The organism is Nocardia sp. NPDC050793 (assembly GCF_040654065.1).
Taxonomy (GTDB): Bacteria; Actinomycetota; Actinomycetes; order Mycobacteriales; family Mycobacteriaceae; genus Nocardia.
The window spans coordinates 335565-361270 of sequence record NZ_JBFAHG010000001.1; the positions used below are offsets into that span (position 1 = coordinate 335565).

A 25706-nucleotide genomic window follows, 5' to 3' on the forward strand; every position below is an offset into this window, starting at 1 on the left:
ACACGCGCCGCTTCTTCCGCGACCAGCAATTTCCGCGCTATTCCCGGGCGAGCAGCGCCCGCTACTAGCGCTGCGGCAGCACGGCGTCGTCCTCCTCCGAGCCGCGCGGACCGAAGATGCGGCGTTCCGATTCGGCGATGGGGACGTCGTTGATGCTGGCCTCACGCCGCGACATCCGCCCGTCCGGCGCGAACTCCCACTGTTCGTTGCCGTAGCTGCGCCACCACCGGCCGGATTCGTCGTGCCATTCGTACTGGAAGCGCACGGCGATGCGGTTGCCGTCGAACGCCCACAGGTCCTTGCGCAGCGCGTACCCGTTCTCCTTGGCCCACTTCCTGGTCAGGAAGTCGACGATGGCCGCGCGCCCGGTGAAGAACTCGTCGCGGTTGCGCCACACGGAATCCTCGGTGTAGGCGGCCGCGACGCGTTCGGGGTCGCGGGTGTTCCAAGCATGCTCGGCGGCACGCACTTTGGCCTCGGCGGAGGCACGGTCGAACGGCGGCAGTGGAGGTCGCATGGATGCGTCCTTTCGATACAGGGATCAGGGATTGAGGGGTGACAGTTCCGGCGGGCTCCAGCGCAGCGGGCCAACGGCCCGCCACACCACCTCGGTGATGGTGAAATCGATCGAGCACTGCGCACCGGCGGCGTAGGTGCCCGCATCCCAGTTGAGTTCGGCCGTGCCGGTGAGCTGGAGCCCGCCACCGGTCGCCCAGTCCGGGATCAGCAGTCCGCAACGCGGCCGCACCGCGAGATTGCCGAGCGTCATGAACATCGAGTTGCCGCGATAGTCGGGCCAGCGCAGCCGGTTCGGCGAGAGGATTCGCAGCACGCCGGGATTTCCGCCGCGATGCGAGGCGTCGGCGTGCCCCGCGCCATCGGCGCTGGCCACGAAGAAGGTGTCGGCGGACGCGACGACCTCCCGCTGCCTTGCGTCGAGTGCGACGCCTCGCCGCACGTCGCCCCCCGCGCCATCGGGGTCGTTGGCCGTCACCCACCGGCGCGAAATGTATTTAGGGCAATTCGAGTACACCTGGTCGGTGACGATCCGCAGCCCGTCGTCGTGCGGGCGCACGGTCCCGTTGATCCGCATGCGCCTGCGCCGCCCCGGCTCCAGCGCGATCATGCCGACCCGCGCCGGGCGGGTCAGCGCCTCGGCCAGCGGATCGCCCGCGTCAGGCCGCGCGCGGACGGCGATCGTCTCGGTGTCGACGGCGCGCACGAACCCGGGCCGCCCGATCAGCGGGCTCGCCCACAACCGCCCCGCGACGTCGGCGGCAGCGAGCACCACCATCGGCTGCGCGGCGAGGAAATCCGCGGCGACCGGGGGAATGTCGCGGCGAACCATGCGGCCGACCTTCGCCGCGATGTCCGCCTGCCCCATGCGCCGCTGCACGGCGAGTTCGCCGGAGTGGTAGAGCGCCATCTCGAAGCCTCGGCGGGCTCAGAAGAATCCGCACGTGGGGGCCGTGCCGCTGGGCGCGGGCGCGGATTCCGCCCCGTTCGGCGCGTAGACCTCGAGCCGGATGCCGTCGGGATCGGTGAAGAAGATGCCGCCGGAGGCCACTCCTTCGCCGTGCGCGACCACGCCGTCGTGCACGAAACGCACGGACAACTCGCGCAGCACGGATTCCACCGCGCGCACCTGCTCGATGTCCTCGACCTGGAACGAAAGATGGTGCAGCCCCGGCGTTTCGGTAGAGAACACGCCGTCCGACTGCTCCCACAGGGTGATCACCAGCTTGCCGTCCGCGCCGAGGAACGCCCACCGGCGCTCCGTCGCACCCCCCGCGGCGAGTTGCTCGAAACCGAGCGCGCGCCGGTAGAAGTCCACCGAGCGGTCCAGATCCGAGACGTTCAGCCCGATGTGCCCGGTCGCGAGCCGAGGTGTGGTCACCGTGGTCATGATGCGTTCCTCCTGGAATTGCCAACCTTTGTTCATTGTTTGAACGGTTAGAACATATCCGGCGCAATCCCATGCGTCAACCACTAATCTTGTGTTCATCGGTTAGAACGGCGGTGGTTCTTCTGACTCCACGAGACGGCTCGTTACCCTCAGGCATGCTCGATCCACGCCCCCACGTCGGTGAACCACTGGCGCTCGACCTGCTGAACACGCGGTGGATCCAGAACGGACCGCAGGACCTGCTCACCGACGTGGCCGGCCTACGCGTCTGGCTGACCGCGGCGAACCTGGCCGATCGAGCGCCGGCCGACGAGCGGACGCTGGCCGCGGTGCTGACCGCGCGCAGCGCGATCTACGACACCGTCCAGCATCGCGCGCACAGGGCGCTCAACGATGTGCTCGAGCACGGCAGGATCAAACGCCGCCTCACCGACGACGGCCCGGACGACGTGCCCGACGTCGCCGATCCGGCCTGGCTGCCCGGCTGGCTGGCGGCGGAGAACCTGCTGCGACTGATCGCCAAGGCGCCGGACCGGATTCGCCAGTGCGCGCACCCACAGTGCGTGCTGTTCTTCTACGACACGTCCAAGAACGGCACCCGCCGCTGGCACTCCATGGCCACCTGCGGCAACCGCACCAAGGCAGCCAGGCACTACGGCAAGAAGACCTGAGCGGGCCGAGGACGCCGAAAGGCCCGGCTCAGAAGAGTTCGTCGAGCAGCCGGTAGTAGTCCAGCCGCCGCCGATCCGGCGCGTCGAGCCCGTAGGCGGCGAAGAAGGCGCGCACCTCGCCGTCGCCGAAATCCTCGCGCAGATCGCGCTCGGCGAGGGCCAGGTCGCGGTAGCGATCCGCGACGCCGAGGTCGCCGACATCCAGCAGGATGCCGTTCACCAGCACGTTCGGCGGCGTGAAATCGCCGTGCGCCACTACCAGGTCCTCGGTCTCCGGTCGTTCGGCGAGCAACCGATCCAGGACCTGTTCGGGGCCGAGGTGCGCGTGGTCGTCGTCGAAATCGTCCGGATCGACCAGCCCCTCGAGCACGTGCCTGCGGGCCTGCGCCAGCACGGTGTCGAGCCTGCCGTCGAACGGGCATTCCGCGACGGGCAGCGCGTGCAGCCGCCGCAGCAACTCACCCATGACCGTGCCGATCGATGGCGATGTCGCGGCGGCGTTCTCGCGCGCGGCCAGACTCGGCGCGCCCGCGTCGCCGAGCACGAGGACGTCCTCGGCGAAGGCGGCCACCTCCGGCACCCGGATTCCCCTGGCGCGCAACCAGTTCAGGCGCTCGTGTTCGGCGGTCGCACGCGGGCCTCGTTTGACCCAGTAGGCGCCGTTCACCAGGGCGACGCCCCCGCTGAGCCCCTCGTGCTCGTCCGAGAACCGCGGGTTCGCGCCGACCACCGCCACCACGGCGGGCGGCAGCGGGATCGGCAACTCCGCGAGACCGTCCAGCGCGGTGCTGGTGGATTCGATCAGCTCGATGTCGCCGTCGGCGACCCGCAGTCGCAGCGCCTCGGTCAGCAGCTCGCGGGCCTCGTCGAGGCGACCCTGTTCGGCCAATGTCTTGCCCAGGTGCTGGGCGGCAAATGACAGGGCCTCGGCGTCGGTGCCACGGGCGGCCTCGACGGCTCGGCGATAGAGGATTTCGGCGGTCGGCGCGTCGCCGCGATACCGGTACACGTCGGCCAGGTTGATCCAGACCGAGAGGTGCTGACGTGGCGCGCGAGCCAGCTCGAGCGCCCGATCCAGGTGATCGAGCGCCTCGTCGTGGCGGCCGAGCAGCATCAGTTCGAGACCGGTCTGCCGGAAGCTCGCGAAATCGTCCGGATGCGCCTGCGCCACGCGGGCAGCCAACGCCTCCGGGTCGACGGGGACCATGTGCAGTCGCTCGTCGAATCGGTACGGCCTGCGCGCGGCCACCGGATCGGGGGCGGTCACCACCGCACCTTCGGCACGTCGAAGTCGGCGCACAGCGCGCGCCACACATCCCGTGGATCGACCCCGGCCTCGATGGCGGCGGCGCCGGTCCGGCCGAGGGAGGGGATCACGTGGTCGGTGAGCAGCGCGTCACCGCGCGCCACTCCGAATTCGGTATGCAACAGCTCCTGGAACTCAGTCAACCGCACCGTGTTCAAGATACTCCGGTCCCCGCCGGTACGGATCCGGTGGGCGTAGCGAAGGCGGAGTACGCACAACAGACACAGCCGGACGAAGTCCGACCCAAGACCACGCACGGCCGGAGCGAAGGCGGAGTACGCACAACAGACACAGCCGGACGAAGTCCGACCCAAGACCACGCACGGCCGGAGCGAAGGCGGAGTACGCACAACAGGCGCAGCCGGACGAAGTCCGACCCAAGACCACGCACGGCCGGAGCGAAGGCGGAGTACGCACAACAGGCGCAGCCGGACGAAGTCCGACCGAAGACCGCGCATGGCCGGAGCGAAGGCGGAGGTACGCCTACGGGGCGTGCACGCCTTCGCGGACTTGATGGCACAGCTCCACCGAGTCGGCGACCTCCGCGATGCCCATGGACGCTTCCACGGCGGCGGCGGTGTAGCGCGGGTGGTCGAGCACGGCGAGCACCGCGTCGCGCACGGATGCGACGCTCAGCGGACGCACCGCGATCGAGCTGCCTTGGCGGGCCGCGCGATTGGCCAGTTCCCACTGGTCGCCGCCACCCGGCACGGTGACGACGGGGACACCGGCGAGCAGCGACTTGGCGAGCAATCCGTGCCCGCCGCCGCCGACCACGACGGCCGCGTGGCCGAGCAGCTCGTCCTGGCGGCCGAGTCCCGCGGTGGCCCAGGGCGGGAGCCCGGTCGGCGGGGTGTCGATCATGGAGACGGCGACGCGGACACCGGCGCCGTCGAGCGCCTCGAGCACGGTCTCGACCATGCCGGTGACGCCCGTGTGCGCGGTGGACGGCGCGACCATGACCAGCGGATCGTCGCCCGGCGGCGGCGCGAGGATGTCGTCGGTGGGCTCCCACAGCAGCGGGCCGACCAGGTGCGCGTTGTCCGGCCAGTCGGGTCGCGGGACCTCCAGTGCGGGCAGGGTGGCCAGCAGCCGAGCGGCCGGGCCGGGATCGGCGGCGGGCAGCCCCACGCTCGCGCGGGCCTTCTCTCGCTGCCGCAGGCCGTTGCGGATCGCCCGCGCCGTCATCGCGCGCAGCATCCGGTCGCGCAGTTCGCCGCGCAGGCCTTCTCCCACCGCGAGTCCGCTGCCGATCGGCGGCAAACCCTTCGACGGCAGGTAGAGCGGATGCGGCGAAAGCTCGACCCACGGCACGCCAAGCCGCTCGGCGGCCATGCCGCCGCCCGCGGTGAGCACGTCGGAGACCACCAGCTCCGGCAGCATCGCGCTCAGGTCGGGCAGGATCTCGGTCGAGATGTGCGCGGCGCGCTGGTGGATGCGCTGGCCCGCGTCGCCGTCGTCGTCGACGGCGCGCGGCGCCAGACCCTTGAGTCTGCGCACCGGGATGCCGGCGTCCTTCGCCGAGTCGAACCAGCGGGGCCCGGTGAACAGCACCGGCTCGTCGCCCGCGGCCAGGAACCGCTCGCACAGCGCCAACGCCGGAAAGGCATGTCCCGGATCGGGACCGGCAACGACGGCAACACGCATCTGCCCAGCCTGCCACACCGGCCTTCCGAACCGACGGCGCCCGCCCCGAGTTGGCGGGCGGGGCCTCGGTGTTCACCGCGCCGCCATCGGCGCGCAATCCGCGAGACCGATCCGGAAGACATTCTGGTCCAGACCATTTCGACGGTCCGGGGGCGGGACCGGACGCACGAAGGGAGCGCTGCGGTGCCTGTCACCAGCGTGGACGACCTGATGACCCTGCTGGCCGGGTGCGCCGACGCCTGGGACACTGCGGACCGCAGCGGCGACCCCGTCGCCATCCTCGACCACGACCTGCAATGCGCGGAACTTCTCCGCAGCGCCCATCCGCACGACGAGGAACTTCAGGTCGCGGGCCTGGTGCACGACATCGGCCACGCCCTGGTCCCCGGCGACGACGCGGGCCACGGCAAGCACGGCGCCGCGGCGGTGCGACCCCTGCTGGGAGATCGGGTCGCACGCCTGGTGGAACTGCACGTGGTCGCGAAACGCTATCTCGCGGCGACGGATTCGGCGCACACCGCAGCGCTCTCACCCGCCAGCCTGCGCACACTCGCGGCGCAAGGCGGCCCGATGACGGCGGACGAGATCGCCGAGTTCCGCGCCGATCCGGAGTTCGACGCGGCTCTCGCCCTGCGCCGCGCCGACGACGCGGGAAAGGTCGTGGGCCTGATCGTCGGGCCCCTCGACTCATGGCGGGCCGTGCTCGAGCGCGTCGCGACGCAGGCAGACCGACGCTGAGGGAACCGCCTCGCACCTGCTATCCCGCGCATCACCCAACGGCGACAGTCGAATTCGCTCAGCCGAAGTAGTACAGCTCGAATCCCACCGCGCGCTCGGCGGGAAAGCCTTCCTTGGGGCCGGTGGCCATGTCGACGATGGCTTTCACCTGGTCGGCGAGCGGCTCGGGGCTGAGCACCTCCAGGTAGCGGCGGTGTTCGGCCAGGGAGGCTGCGGCCTGCTCGACGGTGGCGGTGACGTCGACGGCGTGCGTCGCGACCGGCCCCGCGACCGCGGCCCAGCGCGGCGACCAGGGCGGCAGATCGGCCAGTTCCGGGAAGATCCATTCATTGCCCGCGTCGGAGACCGCGTCCAGTCCGGCCCGGCCGACGGCGCGGTGGTCGGCACTGTTGGCGTAGCCGGGCGCCCAGGTGTCGCCGAAGTTGAACAGCACCAGCATCTCCGGGCGATGCCTGCGGATCGCGGCGGCAATGTCGCGGCGCAGCTCGAGGCTCTCCTGCACCCGCCCGTCCGGGTAACCGAGGAACTCCACCTGCTCGACGCCCACCACCTTCGCCGAAGCGATCTCCTCGGCCTGACGCAGCGGTCCGGCCTCGGTGGGCGGCATGCCGGCGATGCCCGCTTCGCCGCTGGTGACGAGCACGTAACGAATGTCCTTGCCCTGCCCCGTCCATCGCGCGACGGCCGCCGCGGCGCCGTATTCGATGTCGTCGGGGTGCGCGACGATCACCAGGCCGCGCTGCCAGTCCTCGGGAACCTGCTCCATGGCACCCATTGAAACACCCGAGATCCGCACCGGCGCAAACGCGCGACCGCGCCCGAAAACGGCCAGGAACCGGGTCAGGGTAGCCAGCTCGATCGACATTGCGGTAGACAGTGTGGCCATGACGAAGCTCACACGCGCCGCCGCCGTCCTCGGTCTTGCGCTCATCGCACTCATCAGCCCCAGCCCGCTCACTGCGGCACCCGCCAAAGCCGAACCGCTACCCAGGGTGTTCTTCGACGTGTCCGTGGCGGGCATCCCCACCGGCCGCGTCGTCATCGAGCTGCGCTCGGACGTGGTGCCCGAGACCGCGGAGAACTTCCGGGCGCTGGCGACCGGCGAGCAGGGCTTCGGCTACAAGGGTTCGGCTTTCCACCGCGTGATCCCCGGCTTCATGGCTCAGGGCGGCGACTTCACCAACGGTGACGGCACCGGCGGCCAGAGCATCTACGGCCCGACGTTCCGCGACGAGAACTTCCAGCTGACGCACGCCGTCCCCGGCACGGTCAGCATGGCCAACCGCGGGCCGGGCACCAACGGCTCGCAGTTCTTCATCACCATGGCGGACACCCCCTGGCTGGACGGCAAGCACGTGGTGTTCGGCTCCGTCGTCGAGGGCATGGACGTGGTGCACGCGATCGAGCAGGTGGGCTCGCCCTCCGGCACGCCCGGCCGCAAGGTCGTGATCGACAACAGCGGGCAGCTCTGACCGCAGCACGACAGCGGGCCGTGCGTCGTCCTTCCGGATGACGCACGGCCCGTTCGCTTTTCGTGCTACAGCTTGCTGATCGTCGAGTTGTCCGATCCCGATACTGCCTTGTACAGCAGGTACAGGCCGAACACCACCGCGCTGATCACCAGAATCGGGAACAGCCCCTTGATCAGCGCACCGATGACGGCGAGCGCGATCCAGACGACCGCGACGACACCGATGATCTTCCACAGCATTTCCAGCCTCCCGGAGGTCTCACCCGAACCGCCGTCCGGCGATCCGATACCTCCATGCTGGCAGCCCCGGGACGAGAAATCACCAGGTCATCAGCGATATCCGGGTGCAAATCAGGGTTCACCCCGATCGGTTCGGGGTGCACCCAGGGGGCTATCGAGGCAGACCGTGCGGCGGCGGGGAGACCGCGGTGGCGGGGCGGTCGGCGACCTCGGTCAGCGCCTGCGCCCAGCCGTCGAGGCGATCCGCCGCGTGCCGCAATTCCGCGACGATGCCGTCGAATTGATGTGCCACGACGGTGGTTTCGGGCACCGCGAGAACACGGCTCGCGGCCGCGACGACCAGCTCGTATTCTGCGATACCGGATTCCAGCCTGGTCAGCGCGAACCGCACGTTGCCGGTGAGGGAGGCGGTGGCCTCGGGGTTGGTCCGGCCGACCACGTCGGCGGCGCGCTCCAGCTGCACGATGTCGGCGGCGAGGGCGTGCAGCGCGGCGGCTCCGGAGGCGGCCGTCTCGACCATTTCGGTGAGTTCCTCGTCGGGCAGCCGGTGCGAGGCGGCGATCTGCACGGCGAGCCCGTGCATCGCCCGTTCGGCCTGCATCAGCCGGGCGATCGGGGCGCGGGCGGCCGAGCGCAGCGGCGGCTGTTTGCGCGGCAGGAAGGCGGCCTGCGGCAACGGGGATCGGCGCAGCCGCAGATAGCGCCGCGCGCTCAGCGCGGTCCCGGTAACGAACGCGACCGCGCCGCCGCCGAGCACGACCACCGCCCAGGCAGGCGCGGAGACCACAACAAGACCGACGGCGCCCACGGTTGTCAGCCCGGAGACGGTACCGAGCTGATAGCTGCGCCGCCGAGCACGGCGGCGCTTACGGAGTTCCCGCTCGCGCGGGTCGGCCCAGCGGCGCACCGCGACGAGCGCGTGTTCGCCCATGTCGCGCAGCGTGTCCGGGCTCATGTCGCGCAGCGTGTTGGAGAGGGCGCCCTGCGGCGTGCCGAACGGGGACTGCGCGGGCACCGCCGGGACACCGGTTTTCGGGGGAATTCGCTTGCGGCTCATGCCTCCGCCTCGCTGACGCTCGGTTCCGGCATGCGCCTCGCGCACTGGCACACGATTCGCTCACTTCGTTCGCTCATGCCCGCACCTCGCTGACGCTCGGCTCCGGCATGCGCGAAGCCGCTTTCCTCACACCGTTCGATCCGGTTCGCAGTCGGGACCCGGGCGGGTCGACGAGGTGTGCGCGCGCCGCGTCCGCAGGGCGTGACGAGGACGCCCCTCGGCGCTGCACGGTCTCGCGCGTGCCCCCGTCCTTCACCGCACCGGCCCTTGCCTGCATCGAGCCGCTACTGCTGGGCGGCCTGGCCCTTGTTCATCTGCGGCTGCGCCGGATTCGCCTGCGTCTGCGCGGGATTGATGGCGGACTGGCCGCCGCCCGCGGGCAGCGCTTCGCCGCGCATGGAGGCGCGGATCTGCTCTAGCTTGCTGTGGCCCGCCATCTGGATGCTGGCCTGCTGCACCTCGAGCATGCGGCCCTGCACCGAGTTCTGCGCGAGTTCGGCGGCGCCGAGCGCGTTGGCGTAGCGGCGCTCGATCTTCTCGCGCACCGCGTCCAGGCTCGGGGTGGTGCCGGGCGCAGACAGCGTCGAGTCCATCTGCTGCAGCGACGCGGAGACCTGCTCCTGCATCTTGGCCTGCTCCAGCTGGCTGAGCAGCTTGGTGCGCTCGGCGACCTTCTGCTGCAACAACATCGCGTTCTGCTCGACCGCCTTCTTGGCCTGGGCGGCGGCCTGCAGCGACTGGTCGTGCAGCACCTTCAGGTCCTCGACGGACTGCTCGGCGGTGACCAGCTGGGCGGCGAACGCCTCGGCGGCGTTGGTGTACTGGATCGCCTTCTCGGTGTCGCCCGCGGCGGTGGCCTGGTCGGCGAGCAGCACGGCCTGGCGCGCGTTGGCGTTGAGCTTCTCGACCTCGTCGAGCTGGCGGTTCAGCTTCATCTCCAGCTGACGCTGGTTGCCGATGACCGACGCGGCCTGCTGCGAGAGGGCCTGGTGCTGGCGCTGAGCTTCCTCGATAGCCTGCTGAATCTGCACCTTCGGATCCGCGTGCTCCTCGATCTTGGCATCGAAGAGGGCCATCATGTATTTCCAGGCCTTGACGAACGGATTAGCCATCGATTGATCCCGCCTCCATCTGATGTACCGCTTGACGCGGCCCGGGTACACGACCCTCGCGCACCCGCTTGTGCCTATCCTCCACCATGCGGCACCTGGACCGGGGCGACCCGGCCCAACCGACGCCTACTACAGAATCTATCCGTTTTCGGCGTCGGCCCGCAGCGTTGCCCGCGGCTGGGCGTCCGATGTTCTGTTGTCAGTTGCTCTTCACCAGGACCAGCATGTCGGCCTTCGGCGCCGGAATGACGATTCGGGTGTCCTCGGCGATCTGCGGCCGGGCAGCCGACATGCTCGCGGACGCCGGAGCCATGGCAGGCTCCTGCGCCGGGGCGACCTCGGTGGATTCCGCGGCGGCGGCCGTCTGCGCGGCATCGTCTGCGGGTGTCGCGGCGGCCTGCGCGGCATCGCCGGCCGGAACACCGTCGACGCCCGCCATGATCGTGCTCACATCCCATAAGACCCGTGACAACGGCACGTCGAGTGCGGCGCATATCGCGGCGAGCAGCTCGCTCGACGCCTCCTTGCGGCCCCGCTCGACCTCCGAGAGATACCCCAGGCTCACGCGCGCCGAGGTGGACACTTCACGCAGGGTCCGGTGCTGGGCGAGACGTGCACGCCGCAGACTGTCCCCGATCGCCTCTCGCAGCAGCGTCATCTCGATCTCCTTCGCTCCGAACACCGGGCGCCGCTTCGCGCAGTCGCCTGGCGCGCACCGTTCTTTCTGGCACAACGTCCCGGGGCGGCCCAATGGTTCCCGGCGGGCGAACTCGTCGAGCGATTACTCGCGCGACGCGCTCAGTCGCCCTGAACACACCGAAGCAGCTCCCGCACCGCGTTCTCGGTCGCGGTGAGTCTGATGGTCCACCGGTCGCCGGACAGTTGCAACCGCATCACTTCGGTGTGCCACGGGCTGGACAGCCCGAGGAAGACGGTGCCGACCGCGTGCCCGTCCTGATTGTCGGGGCCCGCGACACCGGTCAGGCCGATCCCCCAGTCGGCGGCGCAGCGGGTGCGCGCGCCGACGGCCAGCTGCTCGGCGGTGCTCGCCGCCACCGGTCCTTCGGCGGCGAGCAGGTCCGCGCTGACCCCGGCAAGGCTCGTCTTCAGGTCGGTGGCGTAGACGACCAGTCCGCCGCGCAGCACCGCGCTCGCGCCCGGCACTCCGGCGATGGTCGCGGCGACCAGCCCCGCAGTGAGCGATTCGGCGGTGGCGACGGTTTGGCGGGCCGCCACCAGGGCGCGCACCAGGTCGTCGGCGGGTACGGACGCGGTCAGCGGATCGGTCATGCTCCGCGCGCCCGGCCGGAGCCGCCCGCGAACCACACCCGCGCTGCCTGCCCGACGTAGTCCAGGCCGGTGACGACCGTCAGCACCACCGCCAGATACATCAGCGCCATGCCCGCGACCTCGAACCCGCCGGACAGCGGCAACAGCAGCACCCCGATGGCCAGCGACTGCACCAGTGTCTTCAGCTTGCCGCCGCGACCGGCGGGGATCACCCCGCGCCGCACCACCAGCAGCCGCAGCAGCGTGACGCCGACTTCGCGCCCGCAGATCACCAGGGTGATCCACCAGGCCAGGTCGCCGAGCATGGAAAGCCCGATCAGGGCAGCGCCGATCAGCGCCTTGTCGGCGATCGGGTCGGCCAGTTTGCCGAAATCGGTGACCAGTCCGTATTTGCGCGCCAGCTGCCCGTCGAAGCGGTCGGTGATGGCGGCCAGCGCGAACAGCGCGGCGGCGGCGATCCGCCATCCGGTCTCGTGGCCGCCGCCCGCGAACAGCGCGGCGACGAACAGCGGAACGATGGCGATGCGCGCCATGGTCAGCACGTTCGCGATGTTCATCAGCGGCACGGAGGTGTCGGCCGGTGCGGCCGCGAAACCCGCCCCCGAGCGCTCCGCTTCCTGGCGCAGCACTGCCGCGTCGGGCCAGCGACTATCGATCTCTTCGGGCTGCACGCTCATGCCCTCGCCTCGCGGGCGCGCGATCCGAAGACGGCCACGTCTCCATCCGGTTGCGCTACCCCGGCGCGATGCGGTGAGCGGAACGACAGGATGTGCGGCACATGTTCAGACTATCGGTAAGCGCGCCGACTACTGTGCACCCCATGACCTCTCGGGGACCACTAGGTGGTTCGACCAGCGACGCGCATCCCAGCGCGGCCTCCGCCGCGCCCGGCTCCGGGCCGATTGTGCGACGCGCCCGAACCTCCGACGTTCCCGAGATCAAGCGCCTTGTCGACGTCTACGCCGGCCGCATTCTGCTGGAGAAGAACCTGGTCACCCTGTACGAGTCGGTGCAGGAGTTCTGGGTCGCCGAGGTCGGCGGCCGGGTGGTCGGCTGCGGCGCGCTGCATGTGCTGTGGGCCGATCTCGGCGAGGTGCGCACGGTCGCGGTGCACCCCGATGCCAAGGGCACCGGCGTGGGCAAGCTCATCGTGCAGCGGCTCATCGCGGTGGCCAGGGAACTGGAGCTGCGCAAGCTGTTCGTGCTGACCTTCGAGGTGGAGTTCTTCGGCAGGCACGGCTTCGTGGAGATCGACGGCACCCCGGTGACCGCCGAGGTCTACGCCGAGATGTGCCGGTCCTACGACACCGGCGTCGCCGAGTTCCTCGATCTGAGCTATGTGAAGCCGAACACACTCGGCAACACCCGCATGCTGCTGACCCTCTGAAGCGCCGAAAGAAAGCGATACGCCGTGCCGATCTTCGCCGTCCACTACACCTACTCCGAGGCCACCGTTCCCGGCCGCGACACCCACCGGCCCGAGCACCGCGGCTGGCTGTCCGGGCTGGTCGACGCGGGCACGTTGCTGTCCAGCGGACCGTACCCGGACGGATCGGGCGCGCTGCTGATCTTCCGCGCCGACGACGAGGCGGCGCTGAAGGACCTGCTCGCGCAGGACCCCTTCGCCAGGGAAGGTCTCATCGACGCGGTGCGCGTGGTGGAGTGGCAGCCCATCATGGGGACTTTCTCCGCCTGACCTGACGAAGCGAGCCCCGCACCCTGTCGAGTGGGTGCGGGGCTCTTCGTTACACATCCCGGCAAGCCGCGGGGCTCGATACACCTACCGGGCGTCTTGCGGAGCCGTGCCTCGGGTCTTGATCAGGCTGGCGACGGTGGCAACAACCAGCACGCCGATGATGACGCCCAGCGAGACCGGGGTCGAGATCTCCGGCACGCTGACGTGCTCGCCGCCGTTGACGAACGGCAGTGTGTTCTCGTGCAGCGCGTGCAGCACCAGCTTGACGCCGATGAACGCCAGGATCGCGGCGAGGCCGTAGGACAGGTACACCAACCGGTCCAGCAATCCGCCGATCAGGAAGTACAGCTGGCGCAGGCCCATGAGCGCGAACGCGTTGGCGGTGAACACCAGGTACGGCTCCTCGGTGAGGCCGTAGATCGCCGGGATGGAATCCAGCGCGAACAGCAGGTCCGCGAAGCCGATGGCGAGCAGCGCGAGCAGCAGCGGGGTCACCGCCCAGCGGCCGTCGACCCGGGTGACGAGCTTGTCGCCGTCGTACTCGTCGGTGGTCGGCAGCACTCGCTTCGCCAGCGCGACGATGCGGCTGTCGCGCTTCTCCTCGGCCTCCACCTCGTGGCCGCTCTCGCGCAGCAGCTTGACTGCGGTGTAGATCAGGAAAGCGCCGAACAGGTAGAAGACCCAGCTGAACGCGCTGATCGCGGCAGCGCCGACCGCGATGAACGCACCACGCATGGCCAGCGCGAGCACGATGCCGATGAGCAGCACCTTCTGCTGGTAGATCCGTGGCACGGCGAAGGTGGTCATGATGATCAGGAAGACGAACAGGTTGTCCACCGAGAGCGCCTTCTCGGTGACGAAACCGGCGTAGTACTCGCCGCCGAAGGTCGAGCCCCACCGCCAGGCGACGAAGCCGCCGAAGGCAAGGGCGAGGCTGATGTAGACCGCCGACCAGAAGGCCGATTCACGGAAGGTCGGTTCGTGCGGGGTGCGCACGTGGGCGAAGAAGTCGAAGACGAACAGGCCGAGGATCACAGCGATGGTGATCCCCCATTCGAGTGCGGTCACATGCATGCTGCGGCCCGATCGGAGGCGGTAGTCATGACGGCCATAATGCCCGATTTGTCCGTTCTTGTCGGCTAGCGGGTTGGTTGCCGACCATCCTGTCACACTCCGCGGGGACGCCCGGCGGGCGCAAGAACACACGTCGGACGCCCGATATGTCGCATCGAGGTGATTGCGAGCACATTGCGGTGCTCGTCGAAATCGGACATACCAACCGGATCCGAAAAACCGGTTTCCCCTGGCGGATTCGGGTGTTAGCGTCGAAGGCGACGAAGCACCGCTCCCGAAAACCGAGAGGCACAGGCGATGACAGCGCGAATCCGGCAGCAGCGACAGTGGTCGCTCGGTGTCGCGCGCCCGAACGCCGCCCTGCGCCTACTCGACGACCGCTGGATGCGCGTCCGGAGCGGCCCCTGAGTTCTCGACCCGAGAACCTTTCCAGGGGTCATTCCGCGGCAACCCGCCGCGAATGGCCCCTTTTCCGTCTGCGGGGGTAGCTCAACCGGTAGAGCACCGGTCTCCAAAACCGAAGGTCGGGGGTTCGACTCCCTCCCTCCGCGCTGTCCAACTTCATATCGCCCCGGCAGCACGCCCGAGCGGACGACCGACCTGCTCGCGAGCCCCAAAGGTCCTGCTGCCACAAGAGTTTCGGCCTCGGGGCCGTACTCCCTCGTAGCCCAACTGGTAGAGGCACCGGCATTAGGAGCCGGGAGTTGCGAGTTCGAATCTCGCCGAGGGAACGAGTTCGCGGGAAACCGCGGACGAGCGTTTGTAGCTCAACGGGAGAGAGCGCCTGCCTACGAAGCAGGAGGCTGGAGGTTCGAGTCCTCCCAAGCGCGCCGATGGGGTGTGGTGTAACCCGGCAGCGCTGTCGAACATCGTGTCAGCGGACGTGTCAGGCATCTGTCAGGGCGGTGTCAGCCATGGCGGCGACAGTGTGTACATCGAACAAATCGACCGGAACCGGCAGCGGGCCGGTCGAAATCACAACGGATTCAAAGGAGTACACACCATGTCCACCATCACCATCACCCTCACCGACCAGGACAAGTCGACCGTCCGGACCGCCGCCTACGGTGCCGTGTCGCTGATGGCCGCCGCCGGCGCGCCTCACAAGGGCATCGCGAACGGCTCTATCGCCCTGACGTCGGCGACTGGCGCGGTCGGGCACGTCCTCGCCGCGAAGACCAAGGACATCGAACTGCGAGGCAAGTCCGTCGCCGCACTCGCCGACAACGTGCTGCCCGCACTGACCGCAGCCGTAAAGCTGCTCGAGCAGCAGGATCCGGCCGAGGCCGACAACTTCCGCGACACCGTTCTCGTCGCCATCGAAGCAGCCGCCCGGCCCCGGCAGAGCCAGCCCAGCCCCGCCGTGGCCGCGATGACCCGCAAGATCACCGCGGCGCTCGACGCCGCGTAAGCGAAGGTCCGCCGCGCGGCTCAGCTCGTCACTGGGTCCGGCCCCTCACAGCCGCCGACACACAGGGTCGCTCTCGCGCCAACCGCCGAGAGCGACCCTCTCGTCCATTCCGGTAGGCAGCCCGTCCAGCCAGTGCATCCCAGCGATGAGTTGCCATCGACGCCGACGCCGCCTGACACGCGCGTTGGATCGATTCCACGGTGGGCTACCAGTTCTTCGTATCGCCCTGCGCGGTCTATCGGTGTGACCGGGACTTCCAGACCAGCAGTGCGGCCTGCGCGATGAAGACGACGCCGCCGCCGGTGGCGTAGACGGATAGGACGTCGAGGGACGGGGACTGACCGGTGGCCTGGGCGACGTAGAACGCGCCGACCAGGAAGGACAGGCCACCGGAGATCAGGGTCGGCCATTGCTTGCCGAGGGCGGGGCCGCGGCGGTAAAGGCCGACGGCCAGTTGGGCCGCGCCGGATATCGTTGCCCAGACACCGAATACACCCAGCACCGCGGCCACACCGCCGACGGTTCCGGCAACTCCTAGGGCGATGGCGACCAGTGTGCTGAGTATTCCGTTGAGGGCGGTCACGCGACGTTCGGAGCCGTCCGGCACCGCGAGGAAGTCGATGGCGGACGACACCGCGTCGATGAGTGGATAGGCGATCAGGAGGATGAGCGCGACGGCGTTCAGGGTGTCGTGGGCCGCGGCGAAAGCGAGGGCCCACACTATTGCCAGGATGCCGCGACCCAGATACAGGCGGATCAGCGACGAGCGCCCGGATGTCGAAAGGGGCGGTGCGGCAGTGGTATTCATAGAAAAGCATCCATTCGGTAGGGGACTGAATTCCGCTCTCGCGCGGGACAGCGCGGCACGCACCCGTCAGGTTCTCGACGGATGTGACAGCCGCGGACTACGACGGAGGCGACGCCAGGGACGGGATGTACCGCCGGGTCGGACGACGGAGGCGACGCCAAGTGACGGACGTGCCGCCGGGTCGGACGACGGATCGCTAGTCGAAGAGATCCCGGACGGCGGGCCCCCGCCCGTGCAGCACCGCGATCTCCGCCCAGATCCACAGCGCCACCGGCGCAGCGAAAACCGGTGCCAGACCGGACCGGTCGCGCCAGCCGAGCGAACGAAACGAGGGCATGCCGATCATCCCTCCCGCGAGAAGACGAATTCCTTGATCACATCGGCGAAGCGCTGGGGCTCCTCCAGATGCCCCATGTGCCCGCTGTGTTCCAGGACGAGCAGGCGCGAATCGGGGATCAGCTCGTGCAGTTCCCGTCCCCAGCGCGGTCCGCAAATGACGTCGCGGCGGCCAACGAAGACCAGTGTCGGCACCTTCAGATTCGGCAGGTCGGCGCGGTCGTCGATGAGATCGGGAGACAGATCCGCGTCCAGTCCCGAGATGTAGCTCGCCCGCAGACCTTCCCGGAAAGGAGCCCACCGCTCTTCCTCGCCCCAGTAGTCGGCGAAATAAGACGGAAGGATGCCGCGTGCGACCGCGAGGGTCTGTTCGTCGCTCGAAATGTTCTGCATCGCAGCGAATGCCGCGACCACCTCGGTCAATCCGGGCCGGTCCGCGTGCGCGGCGGCGAACTCCTGGATTCGACGCGTGGCCTCGGCCCCGTGTTCGGGGCCGGTGACCGGCGCGCCCTCGTACAGGATGAGGCCCGCGAGCCCGGCCGGGCGATGCAGCGCGTGATAGGCGGCGACGAACGCACCGTGTGAGTGGCCGAGCAGATACACCTCGGGCACGCCGAGGTGGTCGATCAGCCGTTGCAGCGCACGGCTGTAGCGTTCCCGGGTGTAGCCGTGCGGATGCGTCGGCAGGCGGCCGGATTCGCCGGTGCCGAGCGCCTCGACGTACACCATGGTCAGGTGTTCCTCCAGCACGGGCATGCGCAGGTACTCCCAGAAGATCCCGGGACCGCCGGGATGGGCGAGGCAGACCGGCCCGCGGCCGTACACGTGATACCGCTGGGCGATGCCGTCGGAATCGAAGGTGTGGACGCCGGGTGCGAGCCGTTCGGTGTCCCGGATCGAGTGCGGTGCCGACATCACGCGGCCTTCAGCGGGCCTGCGAACGACTTGCGCAGTGAGGATGGGCCCACCAGCGGAAGCAGCGCCGCCAGGAGCTTGCCCTTGAACGTCCGCGGAGTCCGGGTCAGTTCGACATCGACGCGGGTGCCGTGCGGTTCGAGCGTGGCGCGGAAGACCCAGCCGCCGCCCGCGCCGAAGAGCTTGGAGTCCAGCGTGGTGATGGTGACGGTGTCGCCGGCCGGGTCCCACTGGTAGCGGGCGCGTTCCCAGGCGGCGGCGGTGCCTTCGGTGACCTCGGCCCAGGTGTCGCCACGGTCGTGGACGACGAAGTGCTCGGCGTCGATGGACGGCCACAGCTCGGCGCGAGCGGGTCCGAAGTCGGTGAGCACCCGCACGACCTCGGCGGGAGACAGAGTGGACAGGAGGTGAAAACGAACGGTAGCCATGGAAATACCTTCGCCGCCGTGGGCACGGCGGCGAATCAGTCAGATGACGCTGGGGTGACGTATTCGCTGTTTCGATAGGGTCGTGACGGGTCCCAGATGCCGTAGGGAGGATCCGGAGAAGGGATACCGCACGATGCCGATGTTCGGACGAGACACCGAGCTGAAAGACCTGGCCGCACTCGTGGACGGCCCCGGCGAGCAGAGCGGAATCCTGATCGAGGGTGAGCCGGGTATCGGGAAGTCGGCGCTGGTCGAGGAGACGATCGCCGCCGCGGCCGTCGCGCGGGTCAGGGTGCTGCGGACCGCCGGGGCCGAAGCCGAACAGAACCTCGGCTACGCCGGACTGCACCGCCTGTTGTACCCGCTCCGCCGTGGACTCGACACCCTGCCTGCACGCCAGTTCGAGGCTTTGACGAGTGCTTTGGGGATGTCGGACGGCGACTCCGATCCGAGCCCCTACCTGGTGGGTCTCGCCGCGCTCACCCTGCTGGCGGATGCGGCGGACGAGCGGCCACTGCTGATCGTCGCCGAGGACGTGCACTGGCTCGATCCCGCGAGCGCCGAAGTGCTCGCCTTCCTCGCTCGCCGGATCGACACCGAACCGATTGCCGTGATCGCCACCGTTCGAGACGGTTGCCGGTCCCCGCTGGGGGACGCGGGATTGACCGTCGTACGGCTCGGGCCGCTGCCGGACGACGACGCGATGGCGCTGCTCGACAACGCCGCACCCGAACTGCCCGCTCCGATCCGCCTGCGAGTGCTGTCCGAAGCCCATGGCAACCCCCTTGCCCTGACCGAGCTGCCCACGGCGGCCGCGAATCTCACCGAACCCGTCCCCACGCTGCCGTTGACCGAACGCCTGGAAGACGCCTTCTCGGCGCGCAGCGGCGCACTTCCCTCCCGCAGCCGAGCCGCGTTGCTGGTCGCGGCGCTGAACGACAGCGACTCCATCGCCGAAACACTCACTGCCACAGGCATTCTCCTAGGCTCGTCGGTCGAGGCCGAAATCCTCACCCCCGCGGTAACAGCCCGGCTGATCGACATCGATGCCGGCACCGTCACCTTCCGGCATCCGCTGATCAGGTCGGCGCTGACCGCCCGAGCCACGGCCGACGAGCGCCGTAACGCCCACCTCGCGCTCGCCGGGACGCTCGGCGCGCTGCCGGATCGTCAGGTGTGGCACCGTGCGGCCGGGACCGTGGGTCCCGACGAACAGGTGGCCGCTGAGCTGGAAGTCGTCGCCGAACGGGCACGCCACCGCCAGGGCGCGGTGGCGGCTCTGGAACGGGCCGCCGCGCTCAGCGACAGTCCGGACCGGCGCGCGGACCGCCTGCTGCGGGCGGCCGAATCGGCCGTCGATTCGGGTCGGCGCGACACCGCGCAACGACTGGTCGACGCCGCGCGCACGCTTCCCCTGACGGCCGGGCAGGGAGCCACCGCGCACTGGCTGCTCAGCGGTTTCGACGACGGGCTGCGCGAACACCCTTCGCGTATCGGTGAATTGGCCGATCTGGCGGCATCCGTCGCCGCCGACGAGCACATCGATGCCGCGATGCGAATCCTATGGGGCGCGGCCATGCGGTGCTTCTGGATCGAGCCCGGACCCGACACCCGCCGCTCCTTGCTCGCGGTCGCCGACGCGCTTCCCATCCCCGACAGCGATCCCCGCCTTGTCGCGGTCGAGGCGTACGTGGCTCCGTTCGACCGCGGCGACCGGGTCATCGGCCACCTCCGCGCGCTGGCCGCGACCACCGGACGTGATGCGGAAGTCGACCGCTTCCTCGGGAGTGCGGCACTCCAGGTGGGCGCGTTCGACCTCGCCGCGCATTTCTCCGCCGCCGCCGCTCCCGGTCTGCGCGCCGCCGGGCGGCTGGGGCTGCTGCCACGCGCGCTCACCGTGCAGGCATGGAGCCTGGCCCGGCTCGGGGATCTGGCCACCGCGGCGCCCGCGGCGGCCGAGGCCGCGGCCTTCGCCCACGAAACCGGCCAGCCGTTCATGCATGGACTCGCCAAGGCGGTACAGGCCGAAATCGCCGCCCTACGAGGGGACTACGCGCAGGCCGTGGCGCTCACGGCGGAAGCCGAAAGGATCGGGCTCGCCGCAGGCGCTCGCCCCGTGCTGGCCACCGTCCAGCTCACGCGCGGGCTCATCGCCCTGGGCGAGGGCCGCTTCGACGATGCCTTCGCCGATCTGCGCCGGATCCACGACCCGCGCGACCCCGCCCACGCACCGGCCCTGCGCGCGTATTTCCTCGCCGAACTCGCCGAGGCCGCGGTCCGGGCGGGACAGGCCGACCCCATGTCGGAGCTGCTGCGCGGACTGGAACCCGCGGCAGCGTCCACACCGTCGCCCGCACTGCACATCGGAATGCGCTATGCACGGGCCGTTCTCGCCGGGGACGCGGCCGAGGAGCCGTTCGGCGCAGCGCTGGCCGCCGACCTCACGGGCTGGCCCGCCGAACGCGGCCGCCTGCACCTTGCCTACGGCGAATGGTTGCGGCGCCAGCGCAGGGTCGTCGAATCCCGGACCCATTTACGCACGGCCAGAGAGACTTTCGACGCGCTCGGCTTCACCGCATGGAGCGAGCGGGCACGCCTGGAATTGCGCAGCGCGGGCGAATCGAGCCCGAACCGCAGCCCGGACGCCCGCGAACAGCTCACCCCGCACGAGCTGAGCATCGCGCACTTGGCGGCCCAGGGCCTGACCAACCGGGAAATCGGGCAGCGGCTGTACCTGTCGCACCGGACCGTCAGCACCCATCTGCACCGCATCTTCCCGAAGCTCGGGATCAGTTCGCGCGGCGACCTCGCGGCGCTGCTGCCCACCGAAACCGACACGCCGCGGTAAGTCGCGCGACCGACACCGATTACGTCATCCGACGCTCGCGACGGCCGCCACACCCTGCCTAGCGTCGGCGGGGTTGCGGTGCGGTCGCGATCCCCCGGACCTCATCGCACACCGGCCCAGTGACGACAGCTTCGCAGGAGTGCAGATGGACATCAGCAGACGATTTTTCGGTGGTGCGCTCGCAGCGGGCGCGGCGGGCCTTGCCGCGGCCTCGCTCAGTGCTTGCTCCACGGACTCCCCCACCGCGCCCGCGGCCGCGACGCCCGGTGGCGCGGATCTGCGGGCGGGATCGGGCGCGCACACCACGCTGGGCGCGACAAAGCACATCGACGCCGGTGTTCTGAATGTCGGCTACGCCGAATTCGGGCCCGGCACCGGGCAACCCGTCATCCTGGTGCACGGCTGGCCCTACGACCCCTACTCCTACGCCGATGTCGGTCCGCTGCTCGCGGCCGCCGGATACCGGGTGCTCGTCCCGTTCCTGCGCGGCTACGGCCCGACCACCTTCCTGTCCGCGCAGACCGTCCGCAACGCCCAGCAGTCGGCGATCGCGCGCGACATCGTCGACTTCATGGACGCTCTGCACATCGATAAAGCGATCCTCGGCGGATTCGACTGGGGTGCACGGACTGTCGACATCGTCGCGGCTTTGTGGCCGCAACGCTGCAAGGCGATCGTCGCGGTGAGCGGGTACATCGTCACGCAGCAGGCGGCCCAGCAGCAACCGCTGGCGCCGGAAGCCGAACTCGGCTGGTGGTATCAGTACTACTTCGCCACCGAGCGCGGTCGCCTCGGCTACAGCCGAAATCGGCACGACTTCAACAAATTGATCTGGCAGCGCGCCTCGCCGCAGTGGAACTTCGACGACGCCACCTACAACCGCAGCGCCGCCGCCTTCGACAATCCCGACCATGTCGACATCGTCGTCCACAACTACCGATGGCGGCTGAGCCTGGCACCCGGCGAGCCCCAATACGACGCCTACGAACAGCAACTTGCCACCGGACCGGCCATCACCGTGCCCGCCATCACCATCGCCAGCGACTTCGACGGCGCGGCAAAAGACGGAAAACCCTACCGCGGCAAGTTCACCGGGAAATACGAGCACCGCATCCTCGACAGCATCGGGCACAACGTCCCGCAGGAGGCCCCACGCCCGTTCGCCCAGGCGATCATCGACGCCGACCACCTCTGAAATCCCGAAGACCGCCGGGCCGGTGGCGCACCACCGGCCCGGCGGTCTCGGCAACTCGTCCCCGTCGAACCGAGGGCTGTCTCCGGAGGCGCTTCTACAGGGAGTCGCGCCGCTGGAAGCGGCCGCCGGCATCGAGCTCGACTACGGTGTCGATACCGATCCTGCGCAGGAACGGATAGTCGTGACTGACGACGAGGATCGCGCCGCGATAGTCGGCCAAGGCGTCGACGAGTTGGTCGACGCTGGCGATGTCGAGGTTGTTGGTCGGCTCGTCGAGGATCAGCAACTGCGCCGGAGGATCGGCGAGTAGCAAGCGCGCCAGAGAAACTCGGAAGCGTTCACCGCCGGACAGCGTCGAGACCGGCCGCTCGACGCTGGTGCCGCGCAAGAGCAGCCTGGCCAGCTGGTTGCGGATCGCGGCCGGTGGCGTGGCGGGGGCCACCGAGTGGACGTTCTCGAGGGCGCTGGCCTGTTCGTCCAGGCCGTCCAGGCGTTGCGGGAGATATCCCACCCGGTCCGTGAACAGGACGGCTCGCTCCGGGTGGTGACTGTGGATCAGATTCTCGATCAGCGTCGACTTTCCCGCACCGTTGCGGCCGATCAGGGCGACCCGTTCCGGGCCCTGTACCACGACGCTTCGGTCACCGTCGCGCAGTTCCGCGATCCGTCGACTGCGCGGCACATCGGGATCGGGCAGTTCGAGGTGGATGTGTTCCTCGCGGCGCACCCGAGCCGACGCGGTGTCCAGCAGTTCTTGGGCCACTCGGACTTTCGCGTCGAGCGTGGTGCGCAAGGCACCTGCCGAGCCCTGCGCCTTGCTGGCACGGTTGCCCGCCAGGATCCGGGGAATGCCGCCGTTCTGCTGGGTCGCCCGCCCCGTGCGCTCGCGTCTGGCGAGTTTGGTCTCGGCCTCGATACGCTGCCGTTTCTCGACCTTCAACGCCTGCTCGGCGCTGCGTGCCGCCTGCGCGGCCGCCGCCTGTTCCTGCTCGATGTATTGCTGCCAGGCGCTATAAGGGCCACCGAACACCTCCAGTGTCGAGCCGTGCAGTTCCGCGGTGGCGTCCATGTGCTCGAGCAGCTCGAGATCGTGGCTCACCACCACCAGGGTGCCGGGCCAGGCGTCCACGAATTCGGTCAGCCTGGAGCGGGTTTCGCGATCGAGGTTGTTGGTCGGCTCGTCGAGCAAGGTGATCGGTGTGCGCTGGATTCGCAGCCCAGTGATGGCGACGAGCACGGCTTCACCACCCGAGATCTCACCGACCTTGCGGTCGAGATCGGCCGCGCTGAAACCGATTTCGTGCAGCGCTTCGTCGGCGCGGGATTCGATGTCCCAGTCGTCGCCGATGGTCCCGAAGTGCTCTTCCTCGGTCTCCCCGGATTCGATCGCACGCAGAGCCGCCAGTTTGCCCGCGATACCGAGCAATTGCGCGATGGTGTCGTCGCGGCGGAGGGTGAGCGTCTGCGGCAGGTAGCCGACCTCGCCGGTGGTTTCGATTCGTCCGGACGTCGGGGTCAGGATTCCGGCCATCAGCCGCAACAGCGTCGATTTTCCGGCGCCGTTGCGGCCGACCAAACCGGTACGGCCGGTGGTCAGGGTCCCGGTGACCCCGGAGAGCGCGACGGTTCCGTCGGGCCATTCGAAGGACAGGTTCCGCAGCGTGATCGCGGATTGTGGGGATGTGGACATGGGTCGTCGACTCTTTCCTGCTCGCGAACGAGCGGCCGCAAGAATCGCGCCGAGGCCGCGGTGGCCATGGGCGCGCGTGATTTCGGGATTTGCGGAGGCAGACGAAGGCGAGGTGCGCGCGAGCGCGACGACCGCGGGCGGAAAGATCGCCGACGCGGTGGTGTACAGCTGCCGCTGATTCACACGAGAACATCTCGGGCCGTTCCCGATACGGGACACCCGGAGGAATGTGCAAACGGAAGCGCCGCCTTCGACCGGGCGGCTAGAGTCTGTCGACTTCCTCGATGAGCACGTCCTCACACTACCAATCGCGTCCGAGCCGTCGACGCCGAGGCTCCCCAGCGGCTTTGGCCGCAAAATCCCCCGTAGGTGATCATCTGCTTGCTCCTGGAATCGGCGAATTCTGTTGGTCGCGATAGGTTTCCAGCAGCCGCAGCCAGACTTCGCTGATGGTGGGGAACGAGGGAACCGCGTGCCAGAGCCGATCGACGGGGACCTCACCGGTAATCGCGATGGTGGCCGAGTGCAGCAGTTCGGCGACGCCCGGTCCCGCGAAGGTGGCGCCGACGATCACCTGCCGCTGCGGATCGATCAGAACACGGGCGTGTCCTCGGTAGCCGGGATCGTGTTGGATGGCGCCTGCGACCCGGCCGATGTCGTAATCGACCACCTCCACGACCCGCCCGGCGCGGGCTGCGTCCTCGGTGGTGAGGCCGACCGCCGCGATCTCCGGATCGGTGAACACGACCTGCGGCACCGCGTCGAGGTCGGCGGTCCCGGCGTGCTCGCCCCAACGGCGGGTGTCCAGCGCCAGTCCGCGCGCCCGGGCGGCGATGACCGCCCCGGCGACACGCGCCTGATACTTGCCCTGATGGGTCAGCAGCGCACGGTGATTGGCGTCCCCGACCGCGTACAACCACTCGCCTTCGACGGCGGTCACCGTGTACGTGTCATCGGTGCTGAGCCATTGGCCGGGTGTCAGGCCGACGGTGTCGAGGCCGATGTCATGGGTGCGGGGTGCGCGTCCGGTCGCGAGCAACAGTTCGTCGGCGACCAGCCGGGTGTCGTCGGAGAGGGTGAGGTGGATGCCGTCGTCGGGTCCGCCCGCGCGTTCCGCGGCGGTGATGGTGGTACCGAACCGCAGCTGCACACCCGCTTCCCGGAGCCGCTCGGCGACCAGGTCCGCGGCGAAGGCTTCCATGCGGCCCAACAGCCGAGACTCGCGGGCGATGAGCGTGACCCGCGCACCCAGAGCCTGCCAGGCGGCGGCCATTTCGGTGGCGACAACCCCCGCCCCGAGAATCGCGAGCCGGTCCGGCACTTCCCGGGCGCTGGTGGCTTCGCGACTTGTCCACGGCCGCACCGCATCCAGGCCCGGCAGCGGCGGCAGGGCCGCGGCGGTGCCGGTGCACACGGCAACCGCGTGCCGTGCGGCGAGCCGCACCGTGTCGCCCTCGGGCGTGTGGACCGTCACCCGCCGTGGTCCGTCGAGGCGGCCGTGACCGCGGACGAGTTCGACCTCGACGGAGTCGAGCCAGTCGACCTGGTCCTGATCGTTCCAGTCGGCCGCCATGCGGTCACGATGCTTCAGGACCGCGGCCGCGTCGAGCGGGCCGGTGACCGCGGCGCCGACGCCGGGAAAGCGCGCGGCCTCGCGGTAGAGCAGGGCGGGGCGCAGCAGGGCCTTGCTGGGTTCGCAGGCCCAGTACGAACATTCGCCGCCGATCAGTTCGGATTCGACGATCACGGTGCTCAGCCCGGCGGCGCGGGAACGGTCGGCGACATTCTCACCGACCGGCCCGGCCCCGATGACCACGACGTCGTAGGTACGAATTTCCTTGTCGGACATGGGTTCACCTTCGATGGG

28 protein-coding genes and 3 tRNA genes are annotated in these 25706 nt (G+C 69.4%); 11 read left to right on the forward strand and 20 right to left on the reverse strand.

Annotated elements, in window-relative coordinates; translation table 11 throughout:
• Positions 1-64 precede the first annotated feature (64 nt).
• From AB0H50_RS01405 to AB0H50_RS01415, 3 genes are read right to left on the reverse strand one after another with little or no spacing between them, the layout of a single operon-like run.
• Positions 65-517, reverse strand: a complete 453-nt coding sequence (locus AB0H50_RS01405; protein WP_357444933.1) for a nuclear transport factor 2 family protein — start codon at positions 515-517, stop codon at positions 65-67.
• A gap of 24 nt (positions 518-541) precedes the next feature.
• Complete coding sequence (locus tag AB0H50_RS01410) at positions 542-1426, reverse strand: pyridoxamine 5'-phosphate oxidase family protein (RefSeq protein WP_357444936.1); 885 nt, start codon at positions 1424-1426, stop codon at positions 542-544.
• Between the two features lie 18 nt (positions 1427-1444).
• On the reverse strand, positions 1445-1906 hold the full coding sequence (locus AB0H50_RS01415) for a VOC family protein (protein WP_357447172.1): 462 nt from the start codon (positions 1904-1906) through the stop codon (positions 1445-1447).
• A gap of 155 nt (positions 1907-2061) precedes the next feature.
• Between AB0H50_RS01415 and AB0H50_RS01420 the strand changes: the two genes are divergently transcribed.
• Positions 2062-2577 (forward strand): CGNR zinc finger domain-containing protein, encoded by a 516-nt coding sequence (locus AB0H50_RS01420; RefSeq protein WP_357444939.1) that lies wholly within the window; start codon positions 2062-2064, stop codon positions 2575-2577.
• Positions 2578-2605: 28 nt separating this feature from the next.
• On the opposite strand, the gene AB0H50_RS01425 is transcribed toward AB0H50_RS01420, so the two are convergent.
• From AB0H50_RS01425 to AB0H50_RS01435, 3 genes are all read right to left on the reverse strand, one after another.
• A complete protein-coding gene (locus AB0H50_RS01425) occupies positions 2606-3844 on the reverse strand; it encodes a phosphotransferase (RefSeq protein WP_357444942.1) in 1239 nt (412 codons plus the stop codon).
• Positions 3841-4032, reverse strand: a complete 192-nt coding sequence (locus AB0H50_RS01430; protein ID WP_357444946.1) for a DUF3046 domain-containing protein — start codon at positions 4030-4032, stop codon at positions 3841-3843. Before AB0H50_RS01430 ends, AB0H50_RS01425 begins: the two co-directional genes overlap by 4 nt.
• A gap of 334 nt (positions 4033-4366) precedes the next feature.
• Positions 4367-5530, reverse strand: coding sequence for a glycosyl transferase (locus tag AB0H50_RS01435; RefSeq protein ID WP_357444949.1), 1164 nt, complete (start codon positions 5528-5530; stop codon positions 4367-4369).
• Positions 5531-5713: 183 nt separating this feature from the next.
• Between AB0H50_RS01435 and AB0H50_RS01440 the strand changes: the two genes are divergently transcribed.
• Positions 5714-6268, forward strand: coding sequence for an HD domain-containing protein (locus tag AB0H50_RS01440; RefSeq protein WP_357444952.1), 555 nt, complete (start codon positions 5714-5716; stop codon positions 6266-6268).
• 58 nt (positions 6269-6326) lie between these two features.
• Here the strand turns inward: AB0H50_RS01440 and AB0H50_RS01445 are convergent, their stop codons facing one another.
• On the reverse strand, positions 6327-7034 hold the full coding sequence (locus AB0H50_RS01445) for a PIG-L deacetylase family protein (protein WP_357444955.1): 708 nt from the start codon (positions 7032-7034) through the stop codon (positions 6327-6329).
• 118 nt (positions 7035-7152) lie between these two features.
• Between AB0H50_RS01445 and AB0H50_RS01450 the strand changes: the two genes are divergently transcribed.
• Positions 7153-7740, forward strand: coding sequence for a peptidylprolyl isomerase (locus AB0H50_RS01450; RefSeq protein WP_357444958.1), 588 nt, complete (start codon positions 7153-7155; stop codon positions 7738-7740).
• Between the two features lie 65 nt (positions 7741-7805).
• On the opposite strand, the gene AB0H50_RS01455 is transcribed toward AB0H50_RS01450, so the two are convergent.
• The 6 genes from AB0H50_RS01455 to pgsA all read right to left on the reverse strand — a co-directional run bounded on the left by AB0H50_RS01455 (position 7806) and on the right by pgsA (position 11995).
• Entirely contained in the window at positions 7806-7979 is a 174-nt protein-coding gene (locus AB0H50_RS01455) for a hypothetical protein (protein ID WP_357444961.1), read from the reverse strand.
• Positions 7980-8130: 151 nt separating this feature from the next.
• Complete coding sequence (locus tag AB0H50_RS01460) at positions 8131-9036, reverse strand: hypothetical protein (protein WP_357444964.1); 906 nt, start codon at positions 9034-9036, stop codon at positions 8131-8133.
• Positions 9037-9320: 284 nt separating this feature from the next.
• Positions 9321-10148 carry a PspA/IM30 family protein gene (locus tag AB0H50_RS01465; RefSeq protein ID WP_357444967.1) on the reverse strand — a complete coding sequence of 276 codons (828 nt, stop codon included), beginning with the start codon at positions 10146-10148 and terminating at the stop codon, positions 9321-9323.
• Positions 10149-10347: 199 nt separating this feature from the next.
• The gene (locus AB0H50_RS01470; protein ID WP_357444970.1) at positions 10348-10806 is read right to left on the reverse strand and encodes a helix-turn-helix transcriptional regulator; all 459 of its coding nucleotides are present in this window, start codon (positions 10804-10806) and stop codon (positions 10348-10350) included.
• 140 nt (positions 10807-10946) lie between these two features.
• Positions 10947-11438: a CinA family protein gene (locus AB0H50_RS01475; protein WP_357444974.1), complete on the reverse strand. Its 492-nt coding sequence runs from the start codon at positions 11436-11438 to the stop codon at positions 10947-10949.
• On the reverse strand, positions 11435-11995 hold the full coding sequence (gene pgsA / locus AB0H50_RS01480; RefSeq protein WP_357447175.1) for a CDP-diacylglycerol--glycerol-3-phosphate 3-phosphatidyltransferase: 561 nt from the start codon (positions 11993-11995) through the stop codon (positions 11435-11437). The genes AB0H50_RS01475 and pgsA overlap by 4 nt, the downstream gene beginning before the upstream one ends.
• 263 nt (positions 11996-12258) lie before the next feature.
• Here pgsA and AB0H50_RS01485 point away from each other — a divergent pair, with 263 nt between their 5' ends.
• Both AB0H50_RS01485 and AB0H50_RS01490 read left to right on the forward strand, forming a co-directional pair.
• Entirely contained in the window at positions 12259-12825 is a 567-nt protein-coding gene (locus AB0H50_RS01485; RefSeq protein WP_357444977.1) for an amino-acid N-acetyltransferase, read from the forward strand.
• A 24-nt stretch (positions 12826-12849) separates the two neighbouring features.
• Positions 12850-13134: a YciI family protein gene (locus tag AB0H50_RS01490; protein WP_357444980.1), complete on the forward strand. Its 285-nt coding sequence runs from the start codon at positions 12850-12852 to the stop codon at positions 13132-13134.
• An 84-nt stretch (positions 13135-13218) separates the two neighbouring features.
• Here AB0H50_RS01490 and AB0H50_RS01495 read toward each other — a convergent pair whose 3' ends face one another.
• Positions 13219-14208, reverse strand: coding sequence for a TerC family protein (locus AB0H50_RS01495; RefSeq protein ID WP_357444983.1), 990 nt, complete (start codon positions 14206-14208; stop codon positions 13219-13221).
• Positions 14209-14686: 478 nt separating this feature from the next.
• Here AB0H50_RS01495 and AB0H50_RS01500 point away from each other — a divergent pair.
• The 4 genes from AB0H50_RS01500 to AB0H50_RS01515 all read left to right on the forward strand — a co-directional run bounded on the left by AB0H50_RS01500 (position 14687) and on the right by AB0H50_RS01515 (position 15619).
• Positions 14687-14759, forward strand: a tRNA-Trp gene (locus AB0H50_RS01500).
• A gap of 106 nt (positions 14760-14865) precedes the next feature.
• Positions 14866-14939: transfer RNA gene (locus tag AB0H50_RS01505), tRNA-Leu, on the forward strand.
• Between the two features lie 25 nt (positions 14940-14964).
• A tRNA-Arg gene (locus AB0H50_RS01510) sits at positions 14965-15038 on the forward strand.
• A 173-nt stretch (positions 15039-15211) separates the two neighbouring features.
• Positions 15212-15619, forward strand: coding sequence for a hypothetical protein (locus tag AB0H50_RS01515; RefSeq protein ID WP_357444986.1), 408 nt, complete (start codon positions 15212-15214; stop codon positions 15617-15619).
• A 235-nt stretch (positions 15620-15854) separates the two neighbouring features.
• Here the strand turns inward: AB0H50_RS01515 and AB0H50_RS01520 are convergent, their stop codons facing one another.
• From AB0H50_RS01520 to AB0H50_RS01535, 4 genes are all read right to left on the reverse strand, one after another.
• Positions 15855-16427: a DUF308 domain-containing protein gene (locus tag AB0H50_RS01520; RefSeq protein ID WP_357444989.1), complete on the reverse strand. Its 573-nt coding sequence runs from the start codon at positions 16425-16427 to the stop codon at positions 15855-15857.
• A 196-nt stretch (positions 16428-16623) separates the two neighbouring features.
• A complete protein-coding gene (locus tag AB0H50_RS01525; RefSeq protein ID WP_357444992.1) occupies positions 16624-16764 on the reverse strand; it encodes a hypothetical protein in 141 nt (46 codons plus the stop codon).
• 5 nt (positions 16765-16769) lie between these two features.
• Positions 16770-17678: an alpha/beta hydrolase gene (locus tag AB0H50_RS01530; RefSeq protein ID WP_357444995.1), complete on the reverse strand. Its 909-nt coding sequence runs from the start codon at positions 17676-17678 to the stop codon at positions 16770-16772.
• The gene (locus AB0H50_RS01535) at positions 17678-18106 is read right to left on the reverse strand and encodes a hypothetical protein (protein WP_357444998.1); all 429 of its coding nucleotides are present in this window, start codon (positions 18104-18106) and stop codon (positions 17678-17680) included. The genes AB0H50_RS01530 and AB0H50_RS01535 overlap by 1 nt, the downstream gene beginning before the upstream one ends.
• Before the next feature lie 82 nt (positions 18107-18188).
• On the opposite strand from AB0H50_RS01535, the gene AB0H50_RS01540 reads away from it, so the two are divergent.
• Both AB0H50_RS01540 and AB0H50_RS01545 read left to right on the forward strand, forming a co-directional pair.
• Positions 18189-20954, forward strand: a complete 2766-nt coding sequence (locus tag AB0H50_RS01540) for an AAA family ATPase (RefSeq protein WP_357445001.1) — start codon at positions 18189-18191, stop codon at positions 20952-20954.
• 145 nt (positions 20955-21099) lie between these two features.
• Positions 21100-22149, forward strand: a complete 1050-nt coding sequence (locus AB0H50_RS01545) for an alpha/beta hydrolase (RefSeq protein ID WP_357445005.1) — start codon at positions 21100-21102, stop codon at positions 22147-22149.
• A 94-nt stretch (positions 22150-22243) separates the two neighbouring features.
• Here the strand turns inward: AB0H50_RS01545 and AB0H50_RS01550 are convergent, their stop codons facing one another.
• Both AB0H50_RS01550 and AB0H50_RS01555 read right to left on the reverse strand, forming a co-directional pair.
• Positions 22244-23839, reverse strand: a complete 1596-nt coding sequence (locus AB0H50_RS01550) for an ATP-binding cassette domain-containing protein (RefSeq protein WP_357445008.1) — start codon at positions 23837-23839, stop codon at positions 22244-22246.
• A 373-nt stretch (positions 23840-24212) separates the two neighbouring features.
• Positions 24213-25688, reverse strand: a complete 1476-nt coding sequence (locus AB0H50_RS01555; protein WP_357445011.1) for an NAD(P)/FAD-dependent oxidoreductase — start codon at positions 25686-25688, stop codon at positions 24213-24215.
• Positions 25689-25706 lie beyond the last annotated feature (18 nt).

What these genes read in the sequence shown, in the direction of transcription:
- AB0H50_RS01535 (WP_357444998.1), bottom strand. Translation starts at nt 18,106, where the DNA reads ATGGCTACCGTTCGTTTTCACCTCCTGTCCACTCTGTCTCCCGCCGAG.
- AB0H50_RS01520 (WP_357444989.1), bottom strand. Translation starts at nt 16,427, where the DNA reads ATGAATACCACTGCCGCACCGCCCCTTTCGACATCCGGGCGCTCGTCG.
- AB0H50_RS01405 (WP_357444933.1), bottom strand. Translation starts at nt 517, where the DNA reads ATGCGACCTCCACTGCCGCCGTTCGACCGTGCCTCCGCCGAGGCCAAA.
- AB0H50_RS01410 (WP_357444936.1), bottom strand. Translation starts at nt 1,426, where the DNA reads ATGGCGCTCTACCACTCCGGCGAACTCGCCGTGCAGCGGCGCATGGGG.
- AB0H50_RS01545 (WP_357445005.1), top strand. Translation starts at nt 21,100, where the DNA reads ATGGACATCAGCAGACGATTTTTCGGTGGTGCGCTCGCAGCGGGCGCG.
- AB0H50_RS01420 (WP_357444939.1), top strand. Translation starts at nt 2,062, where the DNA reads ATGCTCGATCCACGCCCCCACGTCGGTGAACCACTGGCGCTCGACCTG.
- AB0H50_RS01485 (WP_357444977.1), top strand. Translation starts at nt 12,259, where the DNA reads ATGACCTCTCGGGGACCACTAGGTGGTTCGACCAGCGACGCGCATCCC.
- AB0H50_RS01415 (WP_357447172.1), bottom strand. Translation starts at nt 1,906, where the DNA reads ATGACCACGGTGACCACACCTCGGCTCGCGACCGGGCACATCGGGCTG.
- AB0H50_RS01475 (WP_357444974.1), bottom strand. Translation starts at nt 11,438, where the DNA reads ATGACCGATCCGCTGACCGCGTCCGTACCCGCCGACGACCTGGTGCGC.
- AB0H50_RS01460 (WP_357444964.1), bottom strand. Translation starts at nt 9,036, where the DNA reads ATGAGCCGCAAGCGAATTCCCCCGAAAACCGGTGTCCCGGCGGTGCCC.
- AB0H50_RS01470 (WP_357444970.1), bottom strand. Translation starts at nt 10,806, where the DNA reads ATGACGCTGCTGCGAGAGGCGATCGGGGACAGTCTGCGGCGTGCACGT.
- AB0H50_RS01450 (WP_357444958.1), top strand. Translation starts at nt 7,153, where the DNA reads ATGACGAAGCTCACACGCGCCGCCGCCGTCCTCGGTCTTGCGCTCATC.
- AB0H50_RS01445 (WP_357444955.1), bottom strand. Translation starts at nt 7,034, where the DNA reads ATGGAGCAGGTTCCCGAGGACTGGCAGCGCGGCCTGGTGATCGTCGCG.
- pgsA (WP_357447175.1), bottom strand. Translation starts at nt 11,995, where the DNA reads ATGAACATCGCGAACGTGCTGACCATGGCGCGCATCGCCATCGTTCCG.
- AB0H50_RS01465 (WP_357444967.1), bottom strand. Translation starts at nt 10,148, where the DNA reads ATGGCTAATCCGTTCGTCAAGGCCTGGAAATACATGATGGCCCTCTTC.
- AB0H50_RS01550 (WP_357445008.1), bottom strand. Translation starts at nt 23,839, where the DNA reads ATGTCCACATCCCCACAATCCGCGATCACGCTGCGGAACCTGTCCTTC.
- AB0H50_RS01455 (WP_357444961.1), bottom strand. Translation starts at nt 7,979, where the DNA reads ATGCTGTGGAAGATCATCGGTGTCGTCGCGGTCGTCTGGATCGCGCTC.
- AB0H50_RS01555 (WP_357445011.1), bottom strand. Translation starts at nt 25,688, where the DNA reads ATGTCCGACAAGGAAATTCGTACCTACGACGTCGTGGTCATCGGGGCC.
- AB0H50_RS01515 (WP_357444986.1), top strand. Translation starts at nt 15,212, where the DNA reads ATGTCCACCATCACCATCACCCTCACCGACCAGGACAAGTCGACCGTC.
- AB0H50_RS01525 (WP_357444992.1), bottom strand. Translation starts at nt 16,764, where the DNA reads ATGCCCTCGTTTCGTTCGCTCGGCTGGCGCGACCGGTCCGGTCTGGCA.
- AB0H50_RS01530 (WP_357444995.1), bottom strand. Translation starts at nt 17,678, where the DNA reads ATGTCGGCACCGCACTCGATCCGGGACACCGAACGGCTCGCACCCGGC.
- AB0H50_RS01435 (WP_357444949.1), bottom strand. Translation starts at nt 5,530, where the DNA reads ATGCGTGTTGCCGTCGTTGCCGGTCCCGATCCGGGACATGCCTTTCCG.
- AB0H50_RS01495 (WP_357444983.1), bottom strand. Translation starts at nt 14,208, where the DNA reads ATGCATGTGACCGCACTCGAATGGGGGATCACCATCGCTGTGATCCTC.